The sequence below is a fragment of the Bacillus luti genome, assembly GCF_009739945.1.
GTDB classification, from domain to species: Bacteria; Bacillota; Bacilli; order Bacillales; family Bacillaceae_G; genus Bacillus_A; species Bacillus_A luti.
Map to the genome: position 1 here is coordinate 2,189,165 of NZ_CP040336.1, position 20,222 is coordinate 2,209,386.

At 36.7% G+C, this 20,222-nt stretch carries 13 protein-coding genes and 3 pseudogenes; 14 read left to right on the forward strand and 2 right to left on the reverse strand.

The window, feature by feature from the left end:
- Position 1: 1 nt before the first annotated feature.
- The 6 genes and pseudogenes from EUC40_RS11200 to EUC40_RS11220 all read left to right on the forward strand — a co-directional run bounded on the left by EUC40_RS11200 (position 2) and on the right by EUC40_RS11220 (position 9,482).
- A complete protein-coding gene (locus tag EUC40_RS11200; RefSeq protein WP_156575099.1) occupies positions 2 to 1,792 on the forward strand; it encodes an L-fucose isomerase in 1,791 nt (596 codons plus the stop codon).
- Positions 1,793 to 1,982: 190 nt separating this feature from the next.
- A complete protein-coding gene (locus tag EUC40_RS11205; protein ID WP_156575101.1) occupies positions 1,983 to 4,052 on the forward strand; it encodes a bifunctional aldolase/short-chain dehydrogenase in 2,070 nt (689 codons plus the stop codon).
- Positions 4,053 to 4,212: 160 nt separating this feature from the next.
- On the forward strand, positions 4,213 to 7,683 hold the full coding sequence (locus EUC40_RS11210) for a glycosyl hydrolase family 95 catalytic domain-containing protein (RefSeq protein ID WP_156575103.1): 3,471 nt from the start codon (positions 4,213 to 4,215) through the stop codon (positions 7,681 to 7,683).
- A pseudogene (locus tag EUC40_RS27235) lies at positions 7,673 to 7,780 on the forward strand (arsenate reductase); the annotation flags it as partial. The gene EUC40_RS11210 and the pseudogene EUC40_RS27235, both read left to right, overlap by 11 nt.
- Before the next feature lie 202 nt (positions 7,781 to 7,982).
- Positions 7,983 to 8,840 carry a GNAT family N-acetyltransferase gene (locus EUC40_RS11215; RefSeq protein ID WP_156575105.1) on the forward strand — a complete coding sequence of 286 codons (858 nt, stop codon included), beginning with the start codon at positions 7,983 to 7,985 and terminating at the stop codon, positions 8,838 to 8,840.
- An 81-nt stretch (positions 8,841 to 8,921) separates the two neighbouring features.
- Entirely contained in the window at positions 8,922 to 9,482 is a 561-nt protein-coding gene (locus tag EUC40_RS11220) for a class I SAM-dependent methyltransferase (RefSeq protein WP_156575107.1), read from the forward strand.
- A gap of 64 nt (positions 9,483 to 9,546) precedes the next feature.
- Here the strand turns inward: EUC40_RS11220 and EUC40_RS11225 are convergent, their stop codons facing one another.
- Entirely contained in the window at positions 9,547 to 10,032 is a 486-nt protein-coding gene (locus EUC40_RS11225) for a YhfM domain-containing protein (RefSeq protein ID WP_156575109.1), read from the reverse strand.
- Positions 10,033 to 10,161: 129 nt separating this feature from the next.
- Between EUC40_RS11225 and EUC40_RS11230 the strand changes: the two genes are divergently transcribed.
- The 5 genes and pseudogenes from EUC40_RS11230 to EUC40_RS11250 all read left to right on the forward strand — a co-directional run bounded on the left by EUC40_RS11230 (position 10,162) and on the right by EUC40_RS11250 (position 14,916).
- A complete protein-coding gene (locus tag EUC40_RS11230) occupies positions 10,162 to 11,163 on the forward strand; it encodes a phosphotransferase enzyme family protein (protein WP_156575111.1) in 1,002 nt (333 codons plus the stop codon).
- Between the two features lie 47 nt (positions 11,164 to 11,210).
- The gene (locus tag EUC40_RS11235) at positions 11,211 to 11,810 is read left to right on the forward strand and encodes a DJ-1/PfpI family protein (RefSeq protein ID WP_156575113.1); all 600 of its coding nucleotides are present in this window, start codon (positions 11,211 to 11,213) and stop codon (positions 11,808 to 11,810) included.
- Between the two features lie 277 nt (positions 11,811 to 12,087).
- The gene (gene menA / locus EUC40_RS11240) at positions 12,088 to 12,999 is read left to right on the forward strand and encodes a 1,4-dihydroxy-2-naphthoate polyprenyltransferase (RefSeq protein ID WP_156575116.1); all 912 of its coding nucleotides are present in this window, start codon (positions 12,088 to 12,090) and stop codon (positions 12,997 to 12,999) included.
- A 219-nt stretch (positions 13,000 to 13,218) separates the two neighbouring features.
- Positions 13,219 to 13,734: a BclA C-terminal domain-containing protein gene (locus tag EUC40_RS11245; RefSeq protein WP_156575118.1), complete on the forward strand. Its 516-nt coding sequence runs from the start codon at positions 13,219 to 13,221 to the stop codon at positions 13,732 to 13,734.
- Positions 13,735 to 14,203: 469 nt separating this feature from the next.
- Positions 14,204 to 14,916, forward strand: a pseudogene (locus EUC40_RS11250) (alpha/beta hydrolase).
- 90 nt (positions 14,917 to 15,006) lie between these two features.
- On the opposite strand, the gene EUC40_RS11255 reads toward EUC40_RS11250, so the two are convergent.
- Complete coding sequence (locus EUC40_RS11255) at positions 15,007 to 15,372, reverse strand: YxeA family protein (RefSeq protein ID WP_156575120.1); 366 nt, start codon at positions 15,370 to 15,372, stop codon at positions 15,007 to 15,009.
- Between the two features lie 391 nt (positions 15,373 to 15,763).
- Here EUC40_RS11255 and EUC40_RS11260 point away from each other — a divergent pair, with 391 nt between their 5' ends.
- The 3 genes and pseudogenes from EUC40_RS11260 to EUC40_RS11270 all read left to right on the forward strand — a co-directional run bounded on the left by EUC40_RS11260 (position 15,764) and on the right by EUC40_RS11270 (position 19,517).
- A complete protein-coding gene (locus tag EUC40_RS11260) occupies positions 15,764 to 17,311 on the forward strand; it encodes a spore germination protein (protein WP_156575122.1) in 1,548 nt (515 codons plus the stop codon).
- A 4-nt stretch (positions 17,312 to 17,315) separates the two neighbouring features.
- Positions 17,316 to 18,419, forward strand: a complete 1,104-nt coding sequence (locus tag EUC40_RS11265; protein WP_156576934.1) for a GerAB/ArcD/ProY family transporter — start codon at positions 17,316 to 17,318, stop codon at positions 18,417 to 18,419.
- Positions 18,416 to 19,517 (forward strand): annotated as a pseudogene (locus EUC40_RS11270) (Ger(x)C family spore germination protein). Before EUC40_RS11265 ends, EUC40_RS11270 begins: the two are co-directional and overlap by 4 nt.
- The last annotated feature ends 705 nt before the right edge of the window (positions 19,518 to 20,222 follow it).

Here is a 20,222-nt window from a genome sequence, read left to right on the forward strand (position 1 = left end):
AATGAAAACTGTTCATAATAGATTTTACAATAAATTACCGAAAATAGGGATTAGACCAACTGTTGATGGTAGAAGAAATGGTGTACGTGAATCGCTTGAAGATATGACAATGAATCTCGCAAAATCGGTAGCAAACTTATTAACCGAAAATTTGCGTCACTATAATGGCGAGGCAGTAGAATGTGTCATCGCTGATACGTGTATTGGCGGTGTGGCCGAATCGGCTCAAGCGGCTGAAAAATTTGCGGTAGAGGGAGTCGGTGTTTCCATTACTGTTACACCGTGCTGGTGTTATGGTTCGGAAACGATGGATATGAATCCAGATATTCCAAAAGCAGTATGGGGATTTAATGGAACAGAACGTCCAGGGGCAGTTTATCTTGCGGCGGTGCTAGCAGCCCATAATCAAAAGGGCATTCCAGCTTTCGGCATATACGGGAAAGATGTACAGGATTTAAGTGATACGTCTATTCCTGAGGATGTACAAGGGAAACTACTTCAATTTGCAAAGTCTGGCCTTGTTGTTGCCTCTCTAAAAGGAAAATCGTATCTTTCGATGGGATCTGTATCTATGGGGATTGCCGGTAGTACCGTTAACCCTGAATTTTTCCAAGATTATTTAGGAATGAGAAATGAATACATTGATATGTCCGAATTTGTAAGAAGGATAGATGAAGAGATTTATGATAAGGAAGAATATGAAATGGCTTTAAATTGGGTGAAAGAGTATTGCCCAGAAGGTGAAGACAATAATCCGGAAGAAATGCAAAGATCACGGGAGCAAAAGAATAAAGACTGGGAAACGAGCGTCAAAATGACATTAATTGCAAGGGATCTTATGGCAGGAAATCCAAAACTGGCGGAACTTGGCTATGGTGAGGAAGCGTTAGGATATAATGCCATTTCCGCAGGTTTCCAAGGTCAGCGTCAATGGACGGACCATTTCCCGAATGGTGATTTTATGGAGACAATTTTAAATTCCTCCTTTGATTGGAACGGAATTCGCCCGCCATACATTATGGCTACGGAAAATGATAGCTTAAATGGAGTGACGATGCTATTTGGTCATCTATTAACAAATACGGCTCAAGTTTTTGCTGATGTAAGAACGTATTGGAGTCCAGAGGCAGTAGAACGTGTGACAGGGCATAAGCCTAAAGGATTAGCTGAAAAGGGATTTATTCATATGATTAACTCCGGTTCAGCTGCACTTGATGGGACAGGACAACAAACGAAAGATGGAAAGCCTGCTATAAAACCGTTTTGGGAAATTACAGAGGAAGAAGTTCAAAATTGTTTAGCAGCTACTTCTTGGAGACCGGCTTCAACAGGGTATTTCCGCGGGGGCGGATTCTCAAGTGATTTCTTAACAAAGGGAAATATGCCTGTAACAGCAGCCCGCCTCAATCTTGTTAAAGGCTTAGGCCCTGTTTTACAAATCGCAGAAGGCTATTCAGTTGAAATCCCAGAAGAGATGCACGACATATTGGATAAGAGAACAGATCCAACTTGGCCAACAACTTGGTTCGTTCCAAATATTACGGGAGAAGGTGCTTTTAAAGATGTTTACACCGTGATGAATAATTGGGGTGCTAATCACTGTGTAATAAGCTACGGTCATATTGGTAGTGATTTCATTACGCTTGCTTCGATACTCCGAATTCCTGTAAATATGCATAACGTCAAAGAAGAACAAATCTTTAGACCGAGTGCATGGGGCATGTTCGGAACAAACGATCCAGAAGCAGCAGATTACCGTGCCTGCCAAGACTTTGGTCCATTATACCATTAAGGAAAAAAGTTCCCCCTGATAATATGTCGGGGGGTTACTATAGAGCATATTTTTCCGCATTGGAATGAAAGTGTTTTACATGTAACAGAAGTGCAAGTAATAGCAAACTCTTGAACATACGGATACTACTATTTTAAAGAGTTTAGTATCCGAAATAATAGAACAATAAAAAATAGCGGGGGTAAAAAATATGGTGAAAAGTTTATGGGAAGATGCAAAGGCATCTCAATTATCGCAAGGATTGGAACAATTAGTGTATCGTTCAAATTTAATTGGAACAGACCGTGCTGTATGTAATTGGGGCGGCGGAAACACATCGGTAAAGACGGTTGAAAAGGATTTTCGCGGTCATGATGTAGAGGTCATGTGGGTGAAAGGAAGCGGATCTGATTTAGCGACTATGAAGGCGCAAAACTTTACTGGTTTAAAAATGGAAGACATTCGTTTATTGATGGAGCGCGAAGAAATGCCAGACGAAGAAATGGTAGAGTACTTATCTCATTGTATGATTGACAGCAAGCATCCGCGTGCATCTATTGAAACGTTATTACATGCTTTCTTACCTTTCAAACATGTGGATCATACACATCCCGATGCTATTATTAGTCTTTGCTGCGCACATAATGGAAAACAAATTGCGGAAGAAATTTACGGTAACCGTTTCGTTTGGGTTCCGTATGTACGTCCTGGATTTACATTATCTAAAATGATTGCAGAAGGCGTGAAAAATAATCCGAATGCTGAACTAGTGTTAATGGAAAAACACGGCTTAGTCGTTTGGGGAGAAACGGCGAAAGAAAGCTATGAAAAAACAATTACGGTTATTAATGAGGCAGAACAATATATTAATGAGCGAGTGAATGAAAGCACTGTATTCGGAGGTCAAAAATATGAAGCACTTTCGGCAGAAGAGCGTAGAAGCATTCTTGCAAAAGTAATGCCGAGTATTCGCGGGGCAGTTAGTGATGAAAAGAAAATGCTATTATCCTATGACGATACAGATGAAGTACTTCAATTTGTAAACAGCTACAATGCACGCGAGCTTTCTCAAGTTGGAGCGGCTTGCCCTGACCATTTAGTTCACACAAAGCGCAGTCCTCTGTATATCGACTGGGATCCGCAAACGAAAGATATTGAAGAATTAATAGAGAGCATAAAAGCTGGTGTTGAAGGCTTTAAAGAAGAGTATAAAGCTTACTTTGAACGTAACAAATACGAAGGAGACAAAATGTTTGAATCTGCACCACGCGTTATTTTAATTCCTGGTATCGGCATGGTGAATACCGGTAAAAATTTAGCGATGTCAAAAGTAAGTGGGGCGCTGTATCATAGGGCGATTGCGGTAATGAAAAGTTCCACAACACTTGGACGCTTCGTTTCTTTAAATGAATATGAATCTTATAATGTTGAGTACTGGCCATTAGAGCTATATAAATTATCGTTAGCACCAGCTGAAGCAGAATTTTCCCGCAAAGTTGCCTTTATTACAGGTGGAGCAGGCGGAATCGGAAGTGAAACGGGACGCTGCCTCGTTTCAGAAGGTGCGCATGTCGTGCTTGCTGACTTGAATTTTGAAGGAGCAGAAAAAGTTGCGGCTGAAATTAACGAGAAGTATGGCGAAGGTCGTGCCACTCCGGTGAAAATGGATGTAACAAAAGAAGGAGAAGTGAAGGCGGCATTTGAGAAGGCGACCCTTACTTACGGAGGAATTGATTGCATCGTGAACAATGCAGGACTTGCGACGTCTAGTCCATTCGATGAAACAACGCTTCAGGAATGGAATTTAAATATGAACGTGCTCGGAACAGGATACTTTTTAGTAGCACGTGAAGCATTCAAGCAAATGAAACAGCAAGGTATTGGCGGGAATATGGTATTTGTCGGCTCAAAAAATTCTGTGTATGCCGGGAAAAACGCTACAGCATACAGCTCTGTAAAAGCACTCGAAACGCATTTAGCAAGATGTATTGCAGCTGAAGGTGGTGAATATGGTATTCGTGTAAATTCAGTTCTTCCCGATGCGGTTCTGCAAGGATCAGCTATTTGGGGTTCAAAATGGCGTGAAGAACGTGCCGCGGCATATGGTATTGAGCCTGATCAGTTAGAGGAGCATTACCGTAAACGCACAACATTGTTGGTCAATATTTATTCGAAAGATATCGCTGAATCGATTGCTTTCTTTGCCTCTTCAAAGGCGGAGAAAACAACGGGATGTATGATTACAGTTGATGGTGGGGTAACAGCGGCATTTACTAGATAATTATTTCGTTTTTAAAAAGGAAAAAGAGGTGTAATAGGCAAGTTTATATTTGCCTATTATGCTTCTATATAAAAGAACAGCGAATTTCAAGGGGAGAATAAAATAAGTCAATGCGTAGAAGGGGACACTTTACATTCGCTTTTCAAAAGGGGATGGAAACTTGAAACTTAAAAACCTATTAACAGGAGGATTGCTTTTTAGTACTGTATTATTCTCTTTAGGAAGTACGGGAGAGTTTAATAAGGTAAAGGCAACATCACCTATTACGATTGAAACTCCAAAACCAGAGGGAAAGAAACTATCGCTCTGGTACAATGAGCCGGCAAAAGATTGGGAAAAACAAGCATTGCCAATCGGTAATGGTTATATGGGCGGAATGGTATTTGGAGGAGTACAGCAAGAGCGTATTCAGTTTAATGAAAAAACGCTTTGGACTGGCGGACCAAGCAGTACGAATGAGTATACGTACGGGAATCGCGAGGGAGCAGCGAGCCACTTAGGTAGCATTAGGGAAAAGTTAGAAAAAGGTGATAAATCAGGGGCAGAAAGGGAATCCACGCAATTTCTTACAGGTATTCAAAAAGGGTTTGGTTCCTATCAAAATTTTGGAGACATATATTTAGATTTTAATATGCCAGATGCATCTTCATTTTCCAATTATCGCAGGGAATTAAATATAAATGAAGGAATCGCTACTGTGTCTTATAACTATAAAGGTGTTCAATATAATAGGGAATATTTCACAAGTTATCCTGATCGCGTTATGGTTATGCGTTTAACGGCTAGTGAGTCTAAACAGCTTTCATTAGATGTTAGACCAACGAGCGCGCAGGGAGGGCAAGTAACGTCCAAAGATAATAAAATCACTATTAAAGGACAAATAGCGAATAATGGAATGAAATATGAATCAGAATTTAAAGTATTGAATGAGGGCGGTACATTAACAGCAGAGAATGGAAAAATTAAAGTAGCGAATGCAGATAGCTTAACAATTATTATGACTGCAGCTACTGATTATGAAAATAAATACCCTACTTATAAAGGGGAAGATCCACATCAAAAAGTTGAAAAAATCATGTCTGCTGTTTCTAACAAGAAATATGAGGTTTTAAAATATGCGCATATTAAAGACTATCACTCTTTATTTAATCGTGTTTCTTTAAATTTAGGAGGAGAAAACCCATCTGTTCCAACAAATGAATTACTAGCATCTTACAGTAAACAAAACAGTAAGTATTTAGAAGAACTATTCTTCCAATATGGAAGATACTTGCTCATTTCTTCTTCAAGACCAGGAACGCTTCCTGCAAATCTACAAGGTGTATGGAATAATTCAAACACACCACCGTGGGAAAGTGACTATCATTTCAACATTAACCTGCAAATGAATTATTGGCCTGCAGAAGTGGCGAATCTGTCTGAAACAGCTGAGCCATTAATGGATTATGTTGATTCATTAAGAGCACCAGGAAGGGTTTCGGCGGAAAAACATTTCGGTGTTACAGGCGGTGGCTGGACCGTTAATACGATGAATAATCCATTTGGATTTACTGCGCCTGGATGGGGATTAGGCTGGGGCTGGGCACCTAGTGCGAATGCTTTTATCGGTCAAAACCTATGGGAACATTATAAATTTACGGATGATAAACAATACTTACAAGAAAAGATCTATCCGATACTTAAAGAAGCAGCAGAGTTTCATAGTAAGTTTTTAGTAGAAGATCAAAATAAGAAGTTAGTTGTTTCTCCGTGCTGGTCTCCAGAGCTTGGTGGTATCTCGAATGGATGCGCCTTTGACCAACAGTTAGTGTATGAGTTGTTCTCAAATGTAATCGAAGCTAGTGATGTTTTGCAGATTGATAAGGTGTTTCGAGATGAATTGAAAGCTAAAAGGGATAAATTATTCCCACCAATTCAAATTGGTAGATATGGTCAAGTGCAAGAGTGGAAGGATGATATAGATGACCCTGGCGAAACGCATAGGCACATATCTCAGCTAGTTGCACTATATCCAGGAAGTATGATTAATCACAATACACCGGAATGGCTTGAGGCTGCTAAAGTTACTTTAAACCATCGTGGTGATGAGGGGACAGGCTGGAGTAAAGCGAACAAAATTAATTTATGGGCACGTTTATTAGATGGTGACCATGCTTATAAAATTTTGCAAGGGCAACTTACAGGAAGTACGCTTAGTAACCTGTTTGATACGCATCCACCGTTTCAAATTGATGGAAACTTTGGCGCAACATCGGGAATTGCTGAAATGTTAATTCAAAGTCATGCCGACTCCATTCAATTATTGCCTGCACTTCCGAAAGCTTGGAAGGACGGTTCTTATAAAGGACTAAGAGCACGCGGTGCATTTACGATTGATGCGAACTGGAAAAATGGTATGCCTACAGTCATTCAGGTGACTTCTGATCACGGAAACGATGTAAAGTTAAAAAGTCCAATGTTCAATACACCAGTTACTGTGACAAGAGTCGGAACGAATACACCGGTGAAATTTACGAAGGATGGCGATACGATTTCATTTAAAACGGAACAAGGTAAAAAGTATAAAATTGAGTCTATGCTCAATTTCGATTTAGAATCTCCGAATCGTGTAACTGCAGGAAATGCAGTTAAGGTAAAGGCACATGTATCAAACTTTGGTACATCGAAATCTTCTTCAGGAGAAGTGGTTGTAAAGGCTCCAGAGAGCTGGAATATTACACCGATTAAAGTAGCTTTTGAAGGCGTTGAACCAGGGCAATCGAAAACAATTGAGGCAGATTTACCTGTCCCTATTGATGTAGTTGCTAATAATTATTCTATTGAAGCTGAAGTAAATACAGATAGCGGAACAGTTCGTAAAACGAATCAAATAGAAGTAACTCCGGCAGTAAAGCTAATTTCAGCAAATATTGAACCAAATCCAATTATTGTTGAAGGTGGTTCGACTACATTAAAAGTAAAGGTTCAAAATGAAATAAAGGAAAAAGTGACACCTGGTAAAATTGAATTGCAACTACCAGATGGCTGGAATGCGCAGCCAACAACAACAGACTTCCAATTACCGGCAGGAGGAGAGGACACATATTCGTTTGTTATTACTCCGTCAGCCCAGTTTAAAGGAGTGAAAGAAGTTGGAGTTTCTGTAAAATTGGGGAATACGGTAGTAACTTCAACGAAAGCACAAGTTGCTTCCGGCGGCATCTACCTGAGTGATATTTCATGGGTAAAAGCAACTGCTGGCTGGGCAACGGTTCAAAAGGATAAAAGTACCGACAAAAATCCAATTTCATTACTCGGAACGACAGGACCGATTACGTACAAAAAAGGAATCGGAACGCATTCGAAGTCAGAAATTACCTATGATATATCAAATTCAACTTACAAACGATTTAATTCATACGTAGGAATCGACCAGGAGCCTGGTGGTAAAGGCGGTTCAGTCATATTTAAAGTGCTACTTGATGGAGCTGAAGTATTTAATAGCGGCACAATGTATTATAATACCCCGGCAAAGTTTGTTGATGTAGACCTTACTGGTAAAAAAGAATTAAAACTAGTCGTTGATGATGCAGGTAACGGTAACGGAAATGATCATGCGGACTGGGCGGATGCTTGGTTGAGTTTTAAATAGTGTTGATTTAGTCGTTACTCTTTGTAGTCATACAGATTATATGTCTCCAACTATACCCTCACAAGTTCATTGGGGATTTGATGATCCGATAGGAAAAAGGGTAGTCTGAATTGCAATGTGTGAAACAATTTTTATAAATAAAGGAAAGAGTCAATCTACTATTGCATAGGGGATTGGCTCTTTTTTACTATACATAAGCAAGACTGCATTGATTTACAAAAACTACTTAAATGAATAGAGAATATTCCGATAAAATGATAAAGTTAGAATAGAGTGGTTTCAGAAAGGTGGTTTAACTTATGATTTCTGAATTAAGCAAGAATGATTTTTATAAATGTAGTGGTTTAATAAATGAACACGGTCAATTAGAAGTTAAAGCTGTAATTGCAGGAGTGAATCCTGGTCGTATATTTGTAGATAACGTGTTTTCTCCTAATTCGGGACTGGTTTGGTTAGGTAATAATGATGGTTTCTTTTTTATAGGAGATGCCGAAAACGCAGAATTTAATAACACAATAAATGATTTTATCGATGAAGTGATAGTACCTGAAACAAAGAAGGTTGGACTTAATTGTTTTGAAGCAATTGGTAATCATTCGAACTGGAATAAAACTATAGATAAGATATTTCAGCACCGTAACTTAAAGAGTTGGAATCAAAGAGTGTATACGCTAAGAAAAGAGGGTTATGAAAATCATCATGAACCTGAAATTGAACAGAAATATACTGTGCTGAAAATGAGTCAAGCTCTCTATGAAAATAGTAATAATACATTTAAGAATATTGATTTTTTACAATCAAAAATTTTAGAGTTTTGGTCTTCACCGGATCGTTTTTTCAATGAGGGAATCGGTTATTGCATTGTTTATGATGATCTAATTGTGAGTGTTTGTTTTTCAGGGTTTGTATTTGAAAATATACACTGCATAGATATTGAAACAATAGAGGGTTACCAGGGGAGGAAATTAGCTCAAAAGATAGCGCATAGTTTTGTAAAAGATTGTTTGGAGAATGATATTATTCCATATTGGGACTGTATGGAATTGAACAAGCCTTCTGTTGCAGTTGTGGAAAACGTAGGGTTTACAAATGTTTTTAATTATGTAGGATATTATTTTTATTTGAATAATTTGTTGAATATAGAAGTGGTTTTCTGAATTTATACATGTAAGAAAAGGACATTCAGATTCGATTTTAAGAAAAATCTAACGACTTAAAATTCATACGAGGTGAAAATAATGGTAATAAAACAAGACGAAATGAAAGTAGTAGTAGCAGCTGGGGCATTTAATAACAATCAGGGCTGGATTCAAACGCAAGAAGATGATCTTAACTTATTAGTTGAAACAATGTGGGAAGAAAGGTTTGAACATAACTCCATTTCAGCTATTTTAGCAGAACATGTATGGGAGCATCTTACTTTTGAAGAAGGGGTAAAAGCAGCTAGCATTTGTTATAAATTCTTAAAACCGTCAGGCCATATTCGGTGCGGTGTCCCTGATGCATTTTTCCAAGATGAAACATATCAAAATATAGTGCAAGTAGGCGGACCTGGGCCGAAAGACCATCCGGCTGCAAGTCATAAAATCGTTTATAATTATAAAACATTAACGGAAATGTTTGAAGCAGCTGGATTTGAAGTAGTTTTACTGGAATACTGTGATGAAAATGGGCAATTTTATTACAATGAATCGGACGCAAACGATGGTGTTATTTTTCGATCAAAAAGATATGATCCTAGAAATCAAGGAGATAAACTTGGTTGCCCGTCGTTAATTGTGGATGCGATTAAACGGTAGGTCATGCGTTAGTTCAATAAGTTTATGAGCCGCAAATGCGGCTTTTTTGTTTGTATTGTAATTATTACTGGGATGCCTTTTCGAAAAACTGAATGATTTTTTTAGAACTATCTTCACTTAAATCATAACCTTCACCGTGTGTTTCATCGCTCGCTTTCGCTATTACGATGTCACCATCAGATTCTATCCAAACAAAAAATTTTTGTATAGAATTATCTTGATAAGTAACCTTCATTTTTGAATGCATATAGTTTTTGGCCTCTTGATCTAGAAGTAGTGTTTTTTTTTCTGCGCTTTCCATACTTGTGAAAATTGTTTTCATATTTTCTTTATTTACTACTTGATTACTACTTTTTGAATTCACAGGACTAATCTCAAGTTTTTTCACTTCTTTTTGTTCAAACATAACGTTTTCGGATGCAATTTCTTTTTCTTTCACTGTTGTGGATGCTTCTTTATTGGAAGCTTTCGTTTCATTTGAATTACTTGTACATCCAATTAATAAGGTGATACTTAATGCTCCAATTATACCGAATGTTAATTTCTTCAATAATAGGCCTCCCATCTACTATTTTCTATAATTCTATTTCCTATTTGAAATATCCTAGCTATGCTTAATGAAGTGAAATACATTTTGTTATGGGGAGCGCAATGAATTACATGCACCCTAATTTTTTGTATGGAAGGAGAGAACGGGGTGAAACACATAATAAGAAATGTAGTAATGAATTATTTTAAAGAGATTCATTCATTAGTAGTGGAAGAAGAATTGCATAAGAACAGTTGGCATACAGATTTACACTATAAAATCATGGTGAATGGAAAGCGATATTCCGCACGGTTTATGAATAGCAATCGAATAATCAATCCAGCTTTTGGAGTGTTATCAAACGAACAATTGAAAGAGCAAGTACGCTTTACATATTATTTACGTGAGCATGGGATTCCTTTTATGCAAATTAACAAGAATAGGGCGGGGGAGTCATTTACATCGGTCACTTGGAATGAGGAACAGTACCGATTTGTATTGTCTAATTGGATTGAAGGAGAGCATCTTACACGTTGTACAGAATATATCGCAGAATCGTTTGGAAAGAAGGCAAGAAAGATACATGATATTTCTCGTACATTTCAAAGCTCAATTTTTCAAAGGAAATCTCATTTGGATGGGTATGCCCAGTTTATTGATATGTTAGAAGATAAGAGTTGGAAATGTAAAGAGTTGCAGGAGTATATTGATCTCGCTAAAACTCATATAAAGTGCGCACGTACAAGTGAATTAGAGTTTATCGTACAAACAGATTTAAATCCTTTGAATGTTTTATGGGATTCAAGTCAATGTGTAAAAGGAATTGTAGATTTTGAATCAATTGGATATGTAGATCGTATTGAAGGACTAGCCTTTTTAATCAAATGGTACTCGCGAACAGAAGGAATACAGTCTCATGAAGTGTGTTCAAGTGTTGCTAAGGCGTTTTTAGAAGGGTATGGGGCTAATAATATTTTAACTTCAAATGATTATAAACGGCTTTCTTCATTACTATGGTTATCCGGTAGTTTGAATTGGAATTTTGTGAAGAAAACGCTAAGTGTATTAGAAGATGCGAGGCAGTTAAAGGAACATTTGAAAGTTTATAGAGTCAGGGGAGAGAGGTTGTCTTCATTGTTAATTTGTAGATAACCTTTCTTTTCCTTTGGGATTTATAAAATATATGAGGTGCTCTAAAAATGAAAATACAAATTGTATTGTTTGATGGTTTCGGAGAACTTGTCGCTTTCGCACCGTTTGAGGTACTCAAAAGAGCGATAGAAGAAGGGGCTCCATTTACAGTTGAACTAGTTTCGAGTGAACAAAAACAAGAAGTTACTACTTCGTTTGGAGTTACGGTTAAACTACATGATTTTTTACGAATGGATAATCGTCCAGATTTGTTAATTGTACCTGGTGGTGGCTGGAATCATAAAGCTGAACATGGGGCACGAAAGCAGGCAGAGATTGGAAATTTGACTGAAATGATTAGAGATATGCACAAAGCAGGAACGATTGTTGCTGGTGTTTGTACAGGAGGAATGCTACTAGCTACTTCTGGTATATTGAATGGTAAAAAGGCGACGATGCATCATTTGGCGCAGGGTGAAATGAATGAATATGGGGCAGAGCTTCTTCGTTATCGAATTGTGGATCAAGGCAATATTATCACTGCAAGAGGAGTCACTTCAGGGCTGGATTTAGGACTGTGGATTACGGAAAGGTTCGCAAGTTCTAAAATTGCAGCTGCTGTTGAATATAGAATGGAATATGAGCGGCGGGGTGTTGTTTGGGAGTAATTTTGCTTCTTTTTAAATAGCGGTAAGACTCCCGCCTCAAAATTCAGCGAATGGAAGGGCTGCCCGTAAAAGTCCAATGGATACGTATTAATAATCAATCGGGATGACAAAACTCCTACTGATTAAAGTTTCATTTTATAATTTTTATTTTATTAAAAGTTGATTTGTTAGAAAGGATAATCATTTATTGCTATAATGAATGGATGCGTGGCAGGAAATAGATAGAAAGATACTGCTAGTAATTTATACTTAAAATGTAGGGAGATTGAACAGAGTTATGGGGACAGAAAAAGAAATTAGTTCCGCTAAATTAATATGGAAGATGACGCGCCCGCATACGTTAACGGCGACGTTTTCTCCTGTAATTTTAGGGACAGTGGCATCACTTTATGTTGCCGAAATTGATTGGCTTTTATTTATTGCGATGATGCTTGCATGTTTAGCATTGCAAATAGCAACGAATTTATTTAATGAGTACTATGATTTCAAACGTGGATTAGACACTGCTGATTCTGTTGGGATTGGTGGTGGAATTGTCCGTCATGGATTGAAACCAAAAAATGTGTTAACAGTTGCGCTTTTATTGTATGTCGTAGCAGCATTTATTGGCATTTATATTTGTATGAATAGTAGCTGGTGGTTAGTCGTCATGGGTTTAATTGGGATGGCGGTTGGCTATTTATATACAGGTGGTCCATTACCAATTGCGTACACTCCGTTTGGAGAATTAGTTTCTGGATTGCTAATGGGGACATGTTTTGTACTCATTGCTTTCTTTATTCAGACGAATACTGTAACGATTGAAAGTGTATTGATTTCTATTCCAATTGGAATTTTAGTCGGTGCAATTAACATGGCGAATAACATCCGAGATATCGATGAAGATATTAAAGGTGGAAGAAAGACATTGGTAATCCTCCTTGGGAGAGAGAAAGCAGTTGCAACACTAGCTGTAGCCTTTTTCATTGCTTATTTATGGATCGCCGTAATTGTATTGATGGGTTATATAAGCCCTTGGGCATTAGTTATGTTCCTAGGTTTGAAAAAGCCAATCTCTGCAATTCAAAGTTTCCAAAAAGGGGCAAAGGATCCCGGGTATATGCGCATCGCCATGAAATCAACAGCGATGACAAATACGATTTTTGGTTTCTTGTTATCAGCCGGACTATTAATTAGTTATCTGTTTTAAATAAAAATGAGTGTTAAGTAATCAAACCCAAATTTCTCAATGTTAATATAGAGAAATTTGGGTTTTTATTTTTGGCATGAAGTTGCAGCTCCGATAGGGAAGAAGCCGTGGCGGAAGTTTTAGTAAGAATAAGACTTTATTGGACAAATGTACAAGCTAAGTTACTTAATTTGAATATAAATAATTATATTGATTTTCAAAAAAAGGTGGTGAATTATTTTGAACTCATATTTTTCAAAATCTAAGGGATGCTGTGGTAAGTTTCTTCCCGCTCATCCACCTGCTGTTCACTCGCTAGAATTTTCACCAGCGTATCGTAACTTCTGGCAAAATACATTTGTTACGATACCTAATGGACAGAACATTCCATTTAACAACCAAAGTATTGCTAACGCAGGAGGGGTTGTTTTGCTTTCACCTACTACGGTATTCATTCCATTAGCTGGAGATTATGAAATTAACTATGTAATTACAAGTGCTGTTTCTACAGAAGTAAATCGAGAACAACAAGTAACAGCTATCCTAAACGGAGCGCCAGTACCTAATTTCCAAACATCTTTTGGAACGATAACCAATACTGGAGAATCATGTGATCAATTTTCAGGAACAGCTATTTTAAGAGTACCAGCTCAATCCACTTTTTCATTAAGAAATACAAGTCTGTTTGGAAGTTCTATCTCTCTTTGTAATCTAGTTGAAAGTGGTGCAGCACTAAACATTAAAAAATTAAGTTAAAATCTTTTAATAAGGCCAGAAATAACAGCTTTTTTATCAGTTATAGTAATGTGGCATAAACGAAAATCCCCTTCAAATCCTCTGAAGGGGATTTTCTAGTTTTTTTAGATTGATTGCTGATAATGATAATTATGTAAATGGGCTGGTGGTGGAAGTTCTGGTGAAGCAGGGTGTATAATCAATTTCCTAATTGAAGCGGATCATTTTCAACTAAACTTCCAGAAAGATCAACGTCTATAGTATAAACCGATTTATCTTAAAAAGAAGGTCTCTATTACTGAATTAACAATTAAACTAAAGTCGATTTTCTATAAGATAAAGAAATCGGCTTTTCTTTATAAAATTTTATTTTAAAACGGCATTTGAGGGATCGTAGTATTTTTTCTGAACTTATTAGTTAAGATTATTCGACAATCATATTAATAATAATTAAAGTATAGAATATATACATCTTAGGGAGGGCATATATGTGAAGAAATGGATGAAAATTGTTCTGTACTCTTTACTAGGTATTTTACTTATGGGAAGTATTACGTTTTTTGTTTGGTCTCAGTTTACTTATAAACCAACGAAAGAGGCTTTGTCGTTAGTGGATAATAAAAAGATGAAGATACTATAGTATTTGGACAGAAAGATGCTAAAATAGGGGTTATTTTTTACCAAGGAGCTAAAGTAGAAGCCGAGGCTTATAGTTACTTAGGAGAAGCTCTTGCTAAAGATGGACATTTTGTAGTGATGCCTAAGTTACCATTAAACTTAGCGATACTTGGAATCAATGAGGTAGACAGTGTAATGGAAAAGTATCCTGAAGTTCAAAAGTGGTATGTTGCTGGGCATTCAATGGGCGGAGCTATGATTTCTAAGTATGCGTTTCAACATGAAGAAAAGGTAGACGGGATTATGTTCTTAGGTTCTTATCCTGCAGATGATTTCTCTACTAAACAGACTCCGATGTTATCAATTTATGGAGAAGTAGATGCTTTAGCCACTGTAGAAAAAATAGAGAACAGTAAAAAGTTCATGTCAAAGAATACAACTATGCACATGATAAAAGGTGGAAACCATGCTAATTTTGGCATGTATGGTGAGCAAAAGGGAGATAACGCGAGCATAATTACGCCAAAAGCACAACGAGATGAAACAGTGAAAGTAATTGAGCAATGGTTACTAAAACAAGAATAATATATTTACCGAAAGAATTCTCCTTCCCCTGGTCTATAAAGGAGTAGGTGGGAGAGGTAATAAAGAGCCAACTCATACGAGTAGGCTCTTTTAGTTATCTACTATTTTCAATTGACCTCTTACTTTCTCCGGTATGTCCTTTTCAGAGATAACATCGTAAGAATAGACATATTTACCTTTCACATGAATTTTTAAGTAAGTTTTTCTTATAAAATCATTAGGGGTGTTCGTTCCTACTGTATATTCTTTCTCATTTCTTAATTCATCAACACCTTTTAGTGAGTACATAGCTCTTCCTTTATGATGGTAATCCGGAACGCCATATCCTTTAGCAACGGCGTATACATTTTTTTCTTCAGCAATCGGATTAAATCTGTCTAAATCACCGCGTAATATGAAAGGTAGTAAGTATACAGGAAGACCGATGCCTATTATGCAAATTACAAATTTTTTCATGGTTATTTCTCCTTTTATTCATTTACATGTTTCAGTATAGAAAAAAATTCTTATGAATAAAGGGAGATTTTCTTAAGATTTTCTTAAAAAGAGTTTAAAGGTTATTTTAACCAAACATTATTTTACTAGAACATACAGAAGAGAAAAGAAGAACTATCATCAACATGTTAAACATGTACTTTTATAGGAGAGCGAGTATAGGGGAATTTACGCAATTTAGATTCTGAAATTGCACGATTAGTAGTCGTTGGGAAAGAGAGTGTGTTTAGAGTTTTAAGTGAGAAATGTATCTAATGTCTTAAAAGTGTAATTGTAGGAACTATTAGGATATTTTTCCTTAATGTATGCATACTAAACATACTATAAAAGGTACATAGAAAGTGAGGGAATCATGGCTAAATTTTTGACACGTTTAAAATATAGAGAAAATCCTAAGTCATGTTCAATACGCGATAATACTCATTTTCAGGAAAAAAATATTGAAGACTCTCTCTTAGACGCTGATTTATCCAAAAACATAGCTCATATTCAGAATATATTTCGTCTAGCACCTGATTTAGTAATTCGGCGGTTTCAAATAACAGTAGATGGATTAGAAGCAGCTTTAGTATATTTGTCTGGATTAACAGATAAAGAATTGATTCAGAATCATGTTCTAAGTCCTTTGATGAATAGTGACTTTGATACCAATACAGAACTTCCAATTCCATTAGGGCAAATTAAGATTATTAATACATTGAGTCAGATTGAAAATGCTATTTTTGGAGGAGATAGTGTTTTATTAATTCACAGTCAAACAACAGCACATCAATTGGATACAAAAGGATGGCCACAAAGAAGCATTGAAGATGCTCATAATGAAATAGCTTTAAAAGGTGCGCATCAAGCATTCGTAGAAACTGGAAGTCAAAATATCGCAATGATTCGAAGATATATTCCTCATCGCGAATTAACGATAAAAGAAATAGTAATTGGTGAACGAAGCAAAACCAGAATTTTTATTTTATATTTGAAAGATGTAGCTTCTGAAGATGTGTTGAAGGAATTAGAAACACGAATTCAAAATATTACAATCGACGCTGTGAGTAGTAATGGTGAACTTATAGAATTCATTGAAGATCATCCTTACTCACCGTTTCCTCAATTTATATTAACTGAAAGACCTGATTTGGCAGTATCTCACATTTTACAAGGCAGATTTGTAACTGTAATGGATCATTCTCCTAATGTGTTAATTACTCCAACAAATTTTATCTCCTTTTTTCAAGGAGTCGATGATTATGGTACAAGGTGGTTAGTTGCTTCGTCTATTCGGGTGCTTCGTTTTATCGCCTTTATGGTTGCTTTATTTTTGCCTGCGAGTTATGTTGCGTTTATTTCCTTTAATTTTGAAGTTATTCCTGTAGAGCTATATTTATCTATTGCTGAATCAAGAACGCGCGTACCCTTTTCTCCAGTTATGGAAGCATTACTTATGGAAATAACATTGGAAACGATGAGAGAAGGGGCTTTACGGATACCTACTCCGATTGGTCAGACAGTTGGAATTGTAGGTGGTATTGTCATTGGCCAGGCGGCTGTTCAGGCGGGAATTGTAAGCAATATTATGATTATTGTTGTTGCTGTTACCGCCATCTCTTCCTTTGTTATCCCTAACTACGATATGGGAGCGGCAGTAAGACTTTTACGCTTTCCAATGATGCTAGCAGCTGCCTTATTTGGAATTGTAGGACTTGTTATCGGGTGGATGACTTTAATTGGGCATCTAAGTAGTCTTAAATCGCTAGGTACTTCTTACGGAACACCATTAGCACCATTTCGTTTTGCAGATATGAAAGATGTTTTTGTACGCCTGCCTTTATGGACAATAAGAAGGCGTCCTAATGGTAATGGAACCACTCAATCTATTCGACAAGGAAAGAATCATAATAAAAGGTGAAATTATGAAAAAGTATGCCTATAATGAAATCACTCTTATGCAGTATATTATTTTAATCAATGGAATGCAGGTGGCCACTGGCGTTTTATCGCTTCCACGCGTGCTTGCAGAAAAAGCTGGAACAGACGGATGGATAGCTATATTGATTGGTTGGATATTCTCCACAATATCAGGTGTATTTATAGTGAAAACTGCTGCAAGATATCCTGAGGACACGATTTATGACATTCTTATACGATTGTTTGGAAAAATAGTAGGGAGAGCATTCGTTGTTATTTACATGGTGTACTTCGCTTTATATTCTTGTATCGTTCTTATAAACGCTATGCTTTACCTTAAGGGATGGCTTCTCCCGAAAACACCTGACTATATCGTTATCTTGTTATTTTCGATTCCTACCTATTTTGTTGCACGTAACGGTCCTAGCATTCTGGGACGATACGCCGAACTTTTTTTTTATATGGCGCTTTGGATTCCGATATTTTTTTTGATCCCTCTTAAAGGGGATGGAAGTTGGATGCCCTTCTTTCCACTCTTAAAAGAAGGATGGAAACCTATATTAACGGCTGTACCAAGCACTATTTTTGCTTATTTAGGGTTTGATATTGCTTTCTTTTTATATCCGTTTTTACAAAAAAAACAGTATGCAGTCCATGGAATGGTTATAGCAAACACCTTAACGATGTTATTTTATTTATTTGCTACTATTGTTTGCTTTGCCTATTTTAGCCCTGATAGCATTACGCAATATAATCAACCGGTAATAAATTTACTGAAAGTAATTGAATTTCGTTTTTTAGAACGTTTTGACATGATTTTATTGGCTGTTTACTTAACGGTTGTTTCCACATCATGGATTCCTGCCCTATACTGTTCTGTATTTTGTTCAAGCCAATTACTTGGAAAACAAGATCACAGCTCTCATGTAGTTGTTCTCTTATTGCTTATTATCGGATTCACATTTTGGACTCATCCTAGTTGGAATGAATCCGAAATTTGGCAACAGATATTATCGAATGCTGGATTAGGATTAACATATATATCACCTATTATTTTATGGCTGTATTGCTGTCTATACGAGAAGTTTCGCCAGGGGAGGATACATTGAAAAGAAAAGTACTATGTTGTATTTTATTATTGGTGTTTATAATGACTGGATGCTTCGATCAAAGAAATGTTGAAGATGTTTCTCTTACTCTTATTCTTGGTCTCGATTTAGATCGTAATGATAATTTATTAGTGTATATCAAGCCCTGTTTTCAATAAAGAAGCAAAAATAAAAGAAGAAACAACTGGTGTGAAATCTGCTACGGTCCGAAAAGCTAGAGACCAATTCGATGCTACGGTTATGGCGCTTACTGCAGGGAGTAAAACACAGGTTATTTTAGTTGGAAAAAGGCTATTGAAACAAAAAAACTGGGAAAACTACCTCGATCCATTTTACCGTGATCCCAAAAATACAGTTACCGCAAGGGTTGTCGCTGTAGATGGACCTGTTTCGGATGTTATCTTCTATAGCCCAAAAGATAAGCCACGACTTCCTATATATTTAACAAAACTAGTTGATACCGCTTTTTTAAGAAATATCACAGTAAAAACAACTATTCAAGAACTATATGAGCAAAGAGCAGACAAAGGGCTAACAGCAAATATTACTGAATTGAAAAAAAAGAATAAGATATGGGTGACAGGTACAGCTTTATTGGATGAAAAAGGAAAATACAAATTAACGCTAAAACCTGATGAAAACAAACTCTTACGCATTTTGCAACAAGGAACTACAGGGGAGTTTTCATTTACAGTTCCAATTAAGATAAATTCGGATAGTCAAGATAAAGATTTGATAAGTTTTACTGCCTACGGAATTGAAGTAAAGACAAAGACAAGATATGATGAGCATTTTATATTTAATGTAGATGTAAAGATGAGAATCGGTATTACAGAACGACTTTTTTCCTTTAATACAAGAAAGGACGCAGCAAAACTACAAAAGGCGATTGAAACTAAGCTGGAAGCTGATTTCAAGCAATTAATACAAAAAATACAAACCGCCAAAATTGATCCTATTGGGCTTGGAGGATATGCAAGAACTTACACATATCCAGAATGGAAAAAAGTCCAAAATAATTGGAATAACGAATTAGCAAAAGGTGATGTAAACGTCAAGGTTAAGATTAAAATTGGCGGAATGGGAACGATTAAGTAATATGAATTCAACTATGATTCGTACTAAGATTGCAAGTACTGTCTACTTTAGAAGGAGAAATGCCTTTAATAGGAGTACCGTCACATCGCTATGAACCTTAAATTTTATAGTACCCCCAGAACGAAATTTTGTGTTAACTTGTAACAAAAACGCTCATTTTTTCGTCTTGGGGTAATTCTGAATTCTTAAGCTGATGGCGATGGGATGGGTAGTGCCATATCCTCATCAAGTTAAAATTTTGATGTCCCCGCAATGATAAAAATGGTGAATATTTATCCCGCTTTAATGGGCAGTAAGACCCCCACCTCAAAATTCAGCGAAAGCAAAGAATTTAGGTGGGGGATCAACTGCCCATAAAAGTCCGATTGGTGAAGGCTAATAATCAGTGGGGGATGAAGAAAACCCCCACTGATTAAAGTTTCACTTTATATGAAAGATTAGAGCTCTCCTTCTTGTAGGAGAGCTCTAATCTTTGTTTAAAAACTATATCATATACATGGGGGCAGACTCATCATCTGAAATTTGTCCGGATCCAATTTAGAATATGGCAAAAGAGAACTTGTGTTAGAAAACAAGCTCTCTTTAAAAGAAATAACGTAATTGAGATACTTATATATTAACAATTGTTTTCTTCTAATTCCATATGTCTTATGTTGAGAAATAAATTATAAGTGGCTTGATAAAGCTAAAATGGATTATTGACAT

Coding starts and splice junctions, on each gene's coding strand:
- EUC40_RS11200 (WP_156575099.1), top strand. CDS start 2: ATGAAAACTGTTCATAATAGATTTTACAATAAATTACCGAAAATAGGG.
- EUC40_RS11205 (WP_156575101.1), top strand. CDS start 1,983: ATGGTGAAAAGTTTATGGGAAGATGCAAAGGCATCTCAATTATCGCAA.
- EUC40_RS11215 (WP_156575105.1), top strand. CDS start 7,983: ATGATTTCTGAATTAAGCAAGAATGATTTTTATAAATGTAGTGGTTTA.
- EUC40_RS11220 (WP_156575107.1), top strand. CDS start 8,922: ATGGTAATAAAACAAGACGAAATGAAAGTAGTAGTAGCAGCTGGGGCA.
- EUC40_RS11230 (WP_156575111.1), top strand. CDS start 10,162: ATGGAAGGAGAGAACGGGGTGAAACACATAATAAGAAATGTAGTAATG.
- EUC40_RS11235 (WP_156575113.1), top strand. CDS start 11,211: ATGAAAATACAAATTGTATTGTTTGATGGTTTCGGAGAACTTGTCGCT.
- menA (WP_156575116.1), top strand. CDS start 12,088: ATGGGGACAGAAAAAGAAATTAGTTCCGCTAAATTAATATGGAAGATG.
- EUC40_RS11255 (WP_156575120.1), bottom strand. CDS start 15,372: ATGAAAAAATTTGTAATTTGCATAATAGGCATCGGTCTTCCTGTATAC.
- EUC40_RS11260 (WP_156575122.1), top strand. CDS start 15,764: ATGGCTAAATTTTTGACACGTTTAAAATATAGAGAAAATCCTAAGTCA.
- EUC40_RS11265 (WP_156576934.1), top strand. CDS start 17,316: ATGAAAAAGTATGCCTATAATGAAATCACTCTTATGCAGTATATTATT.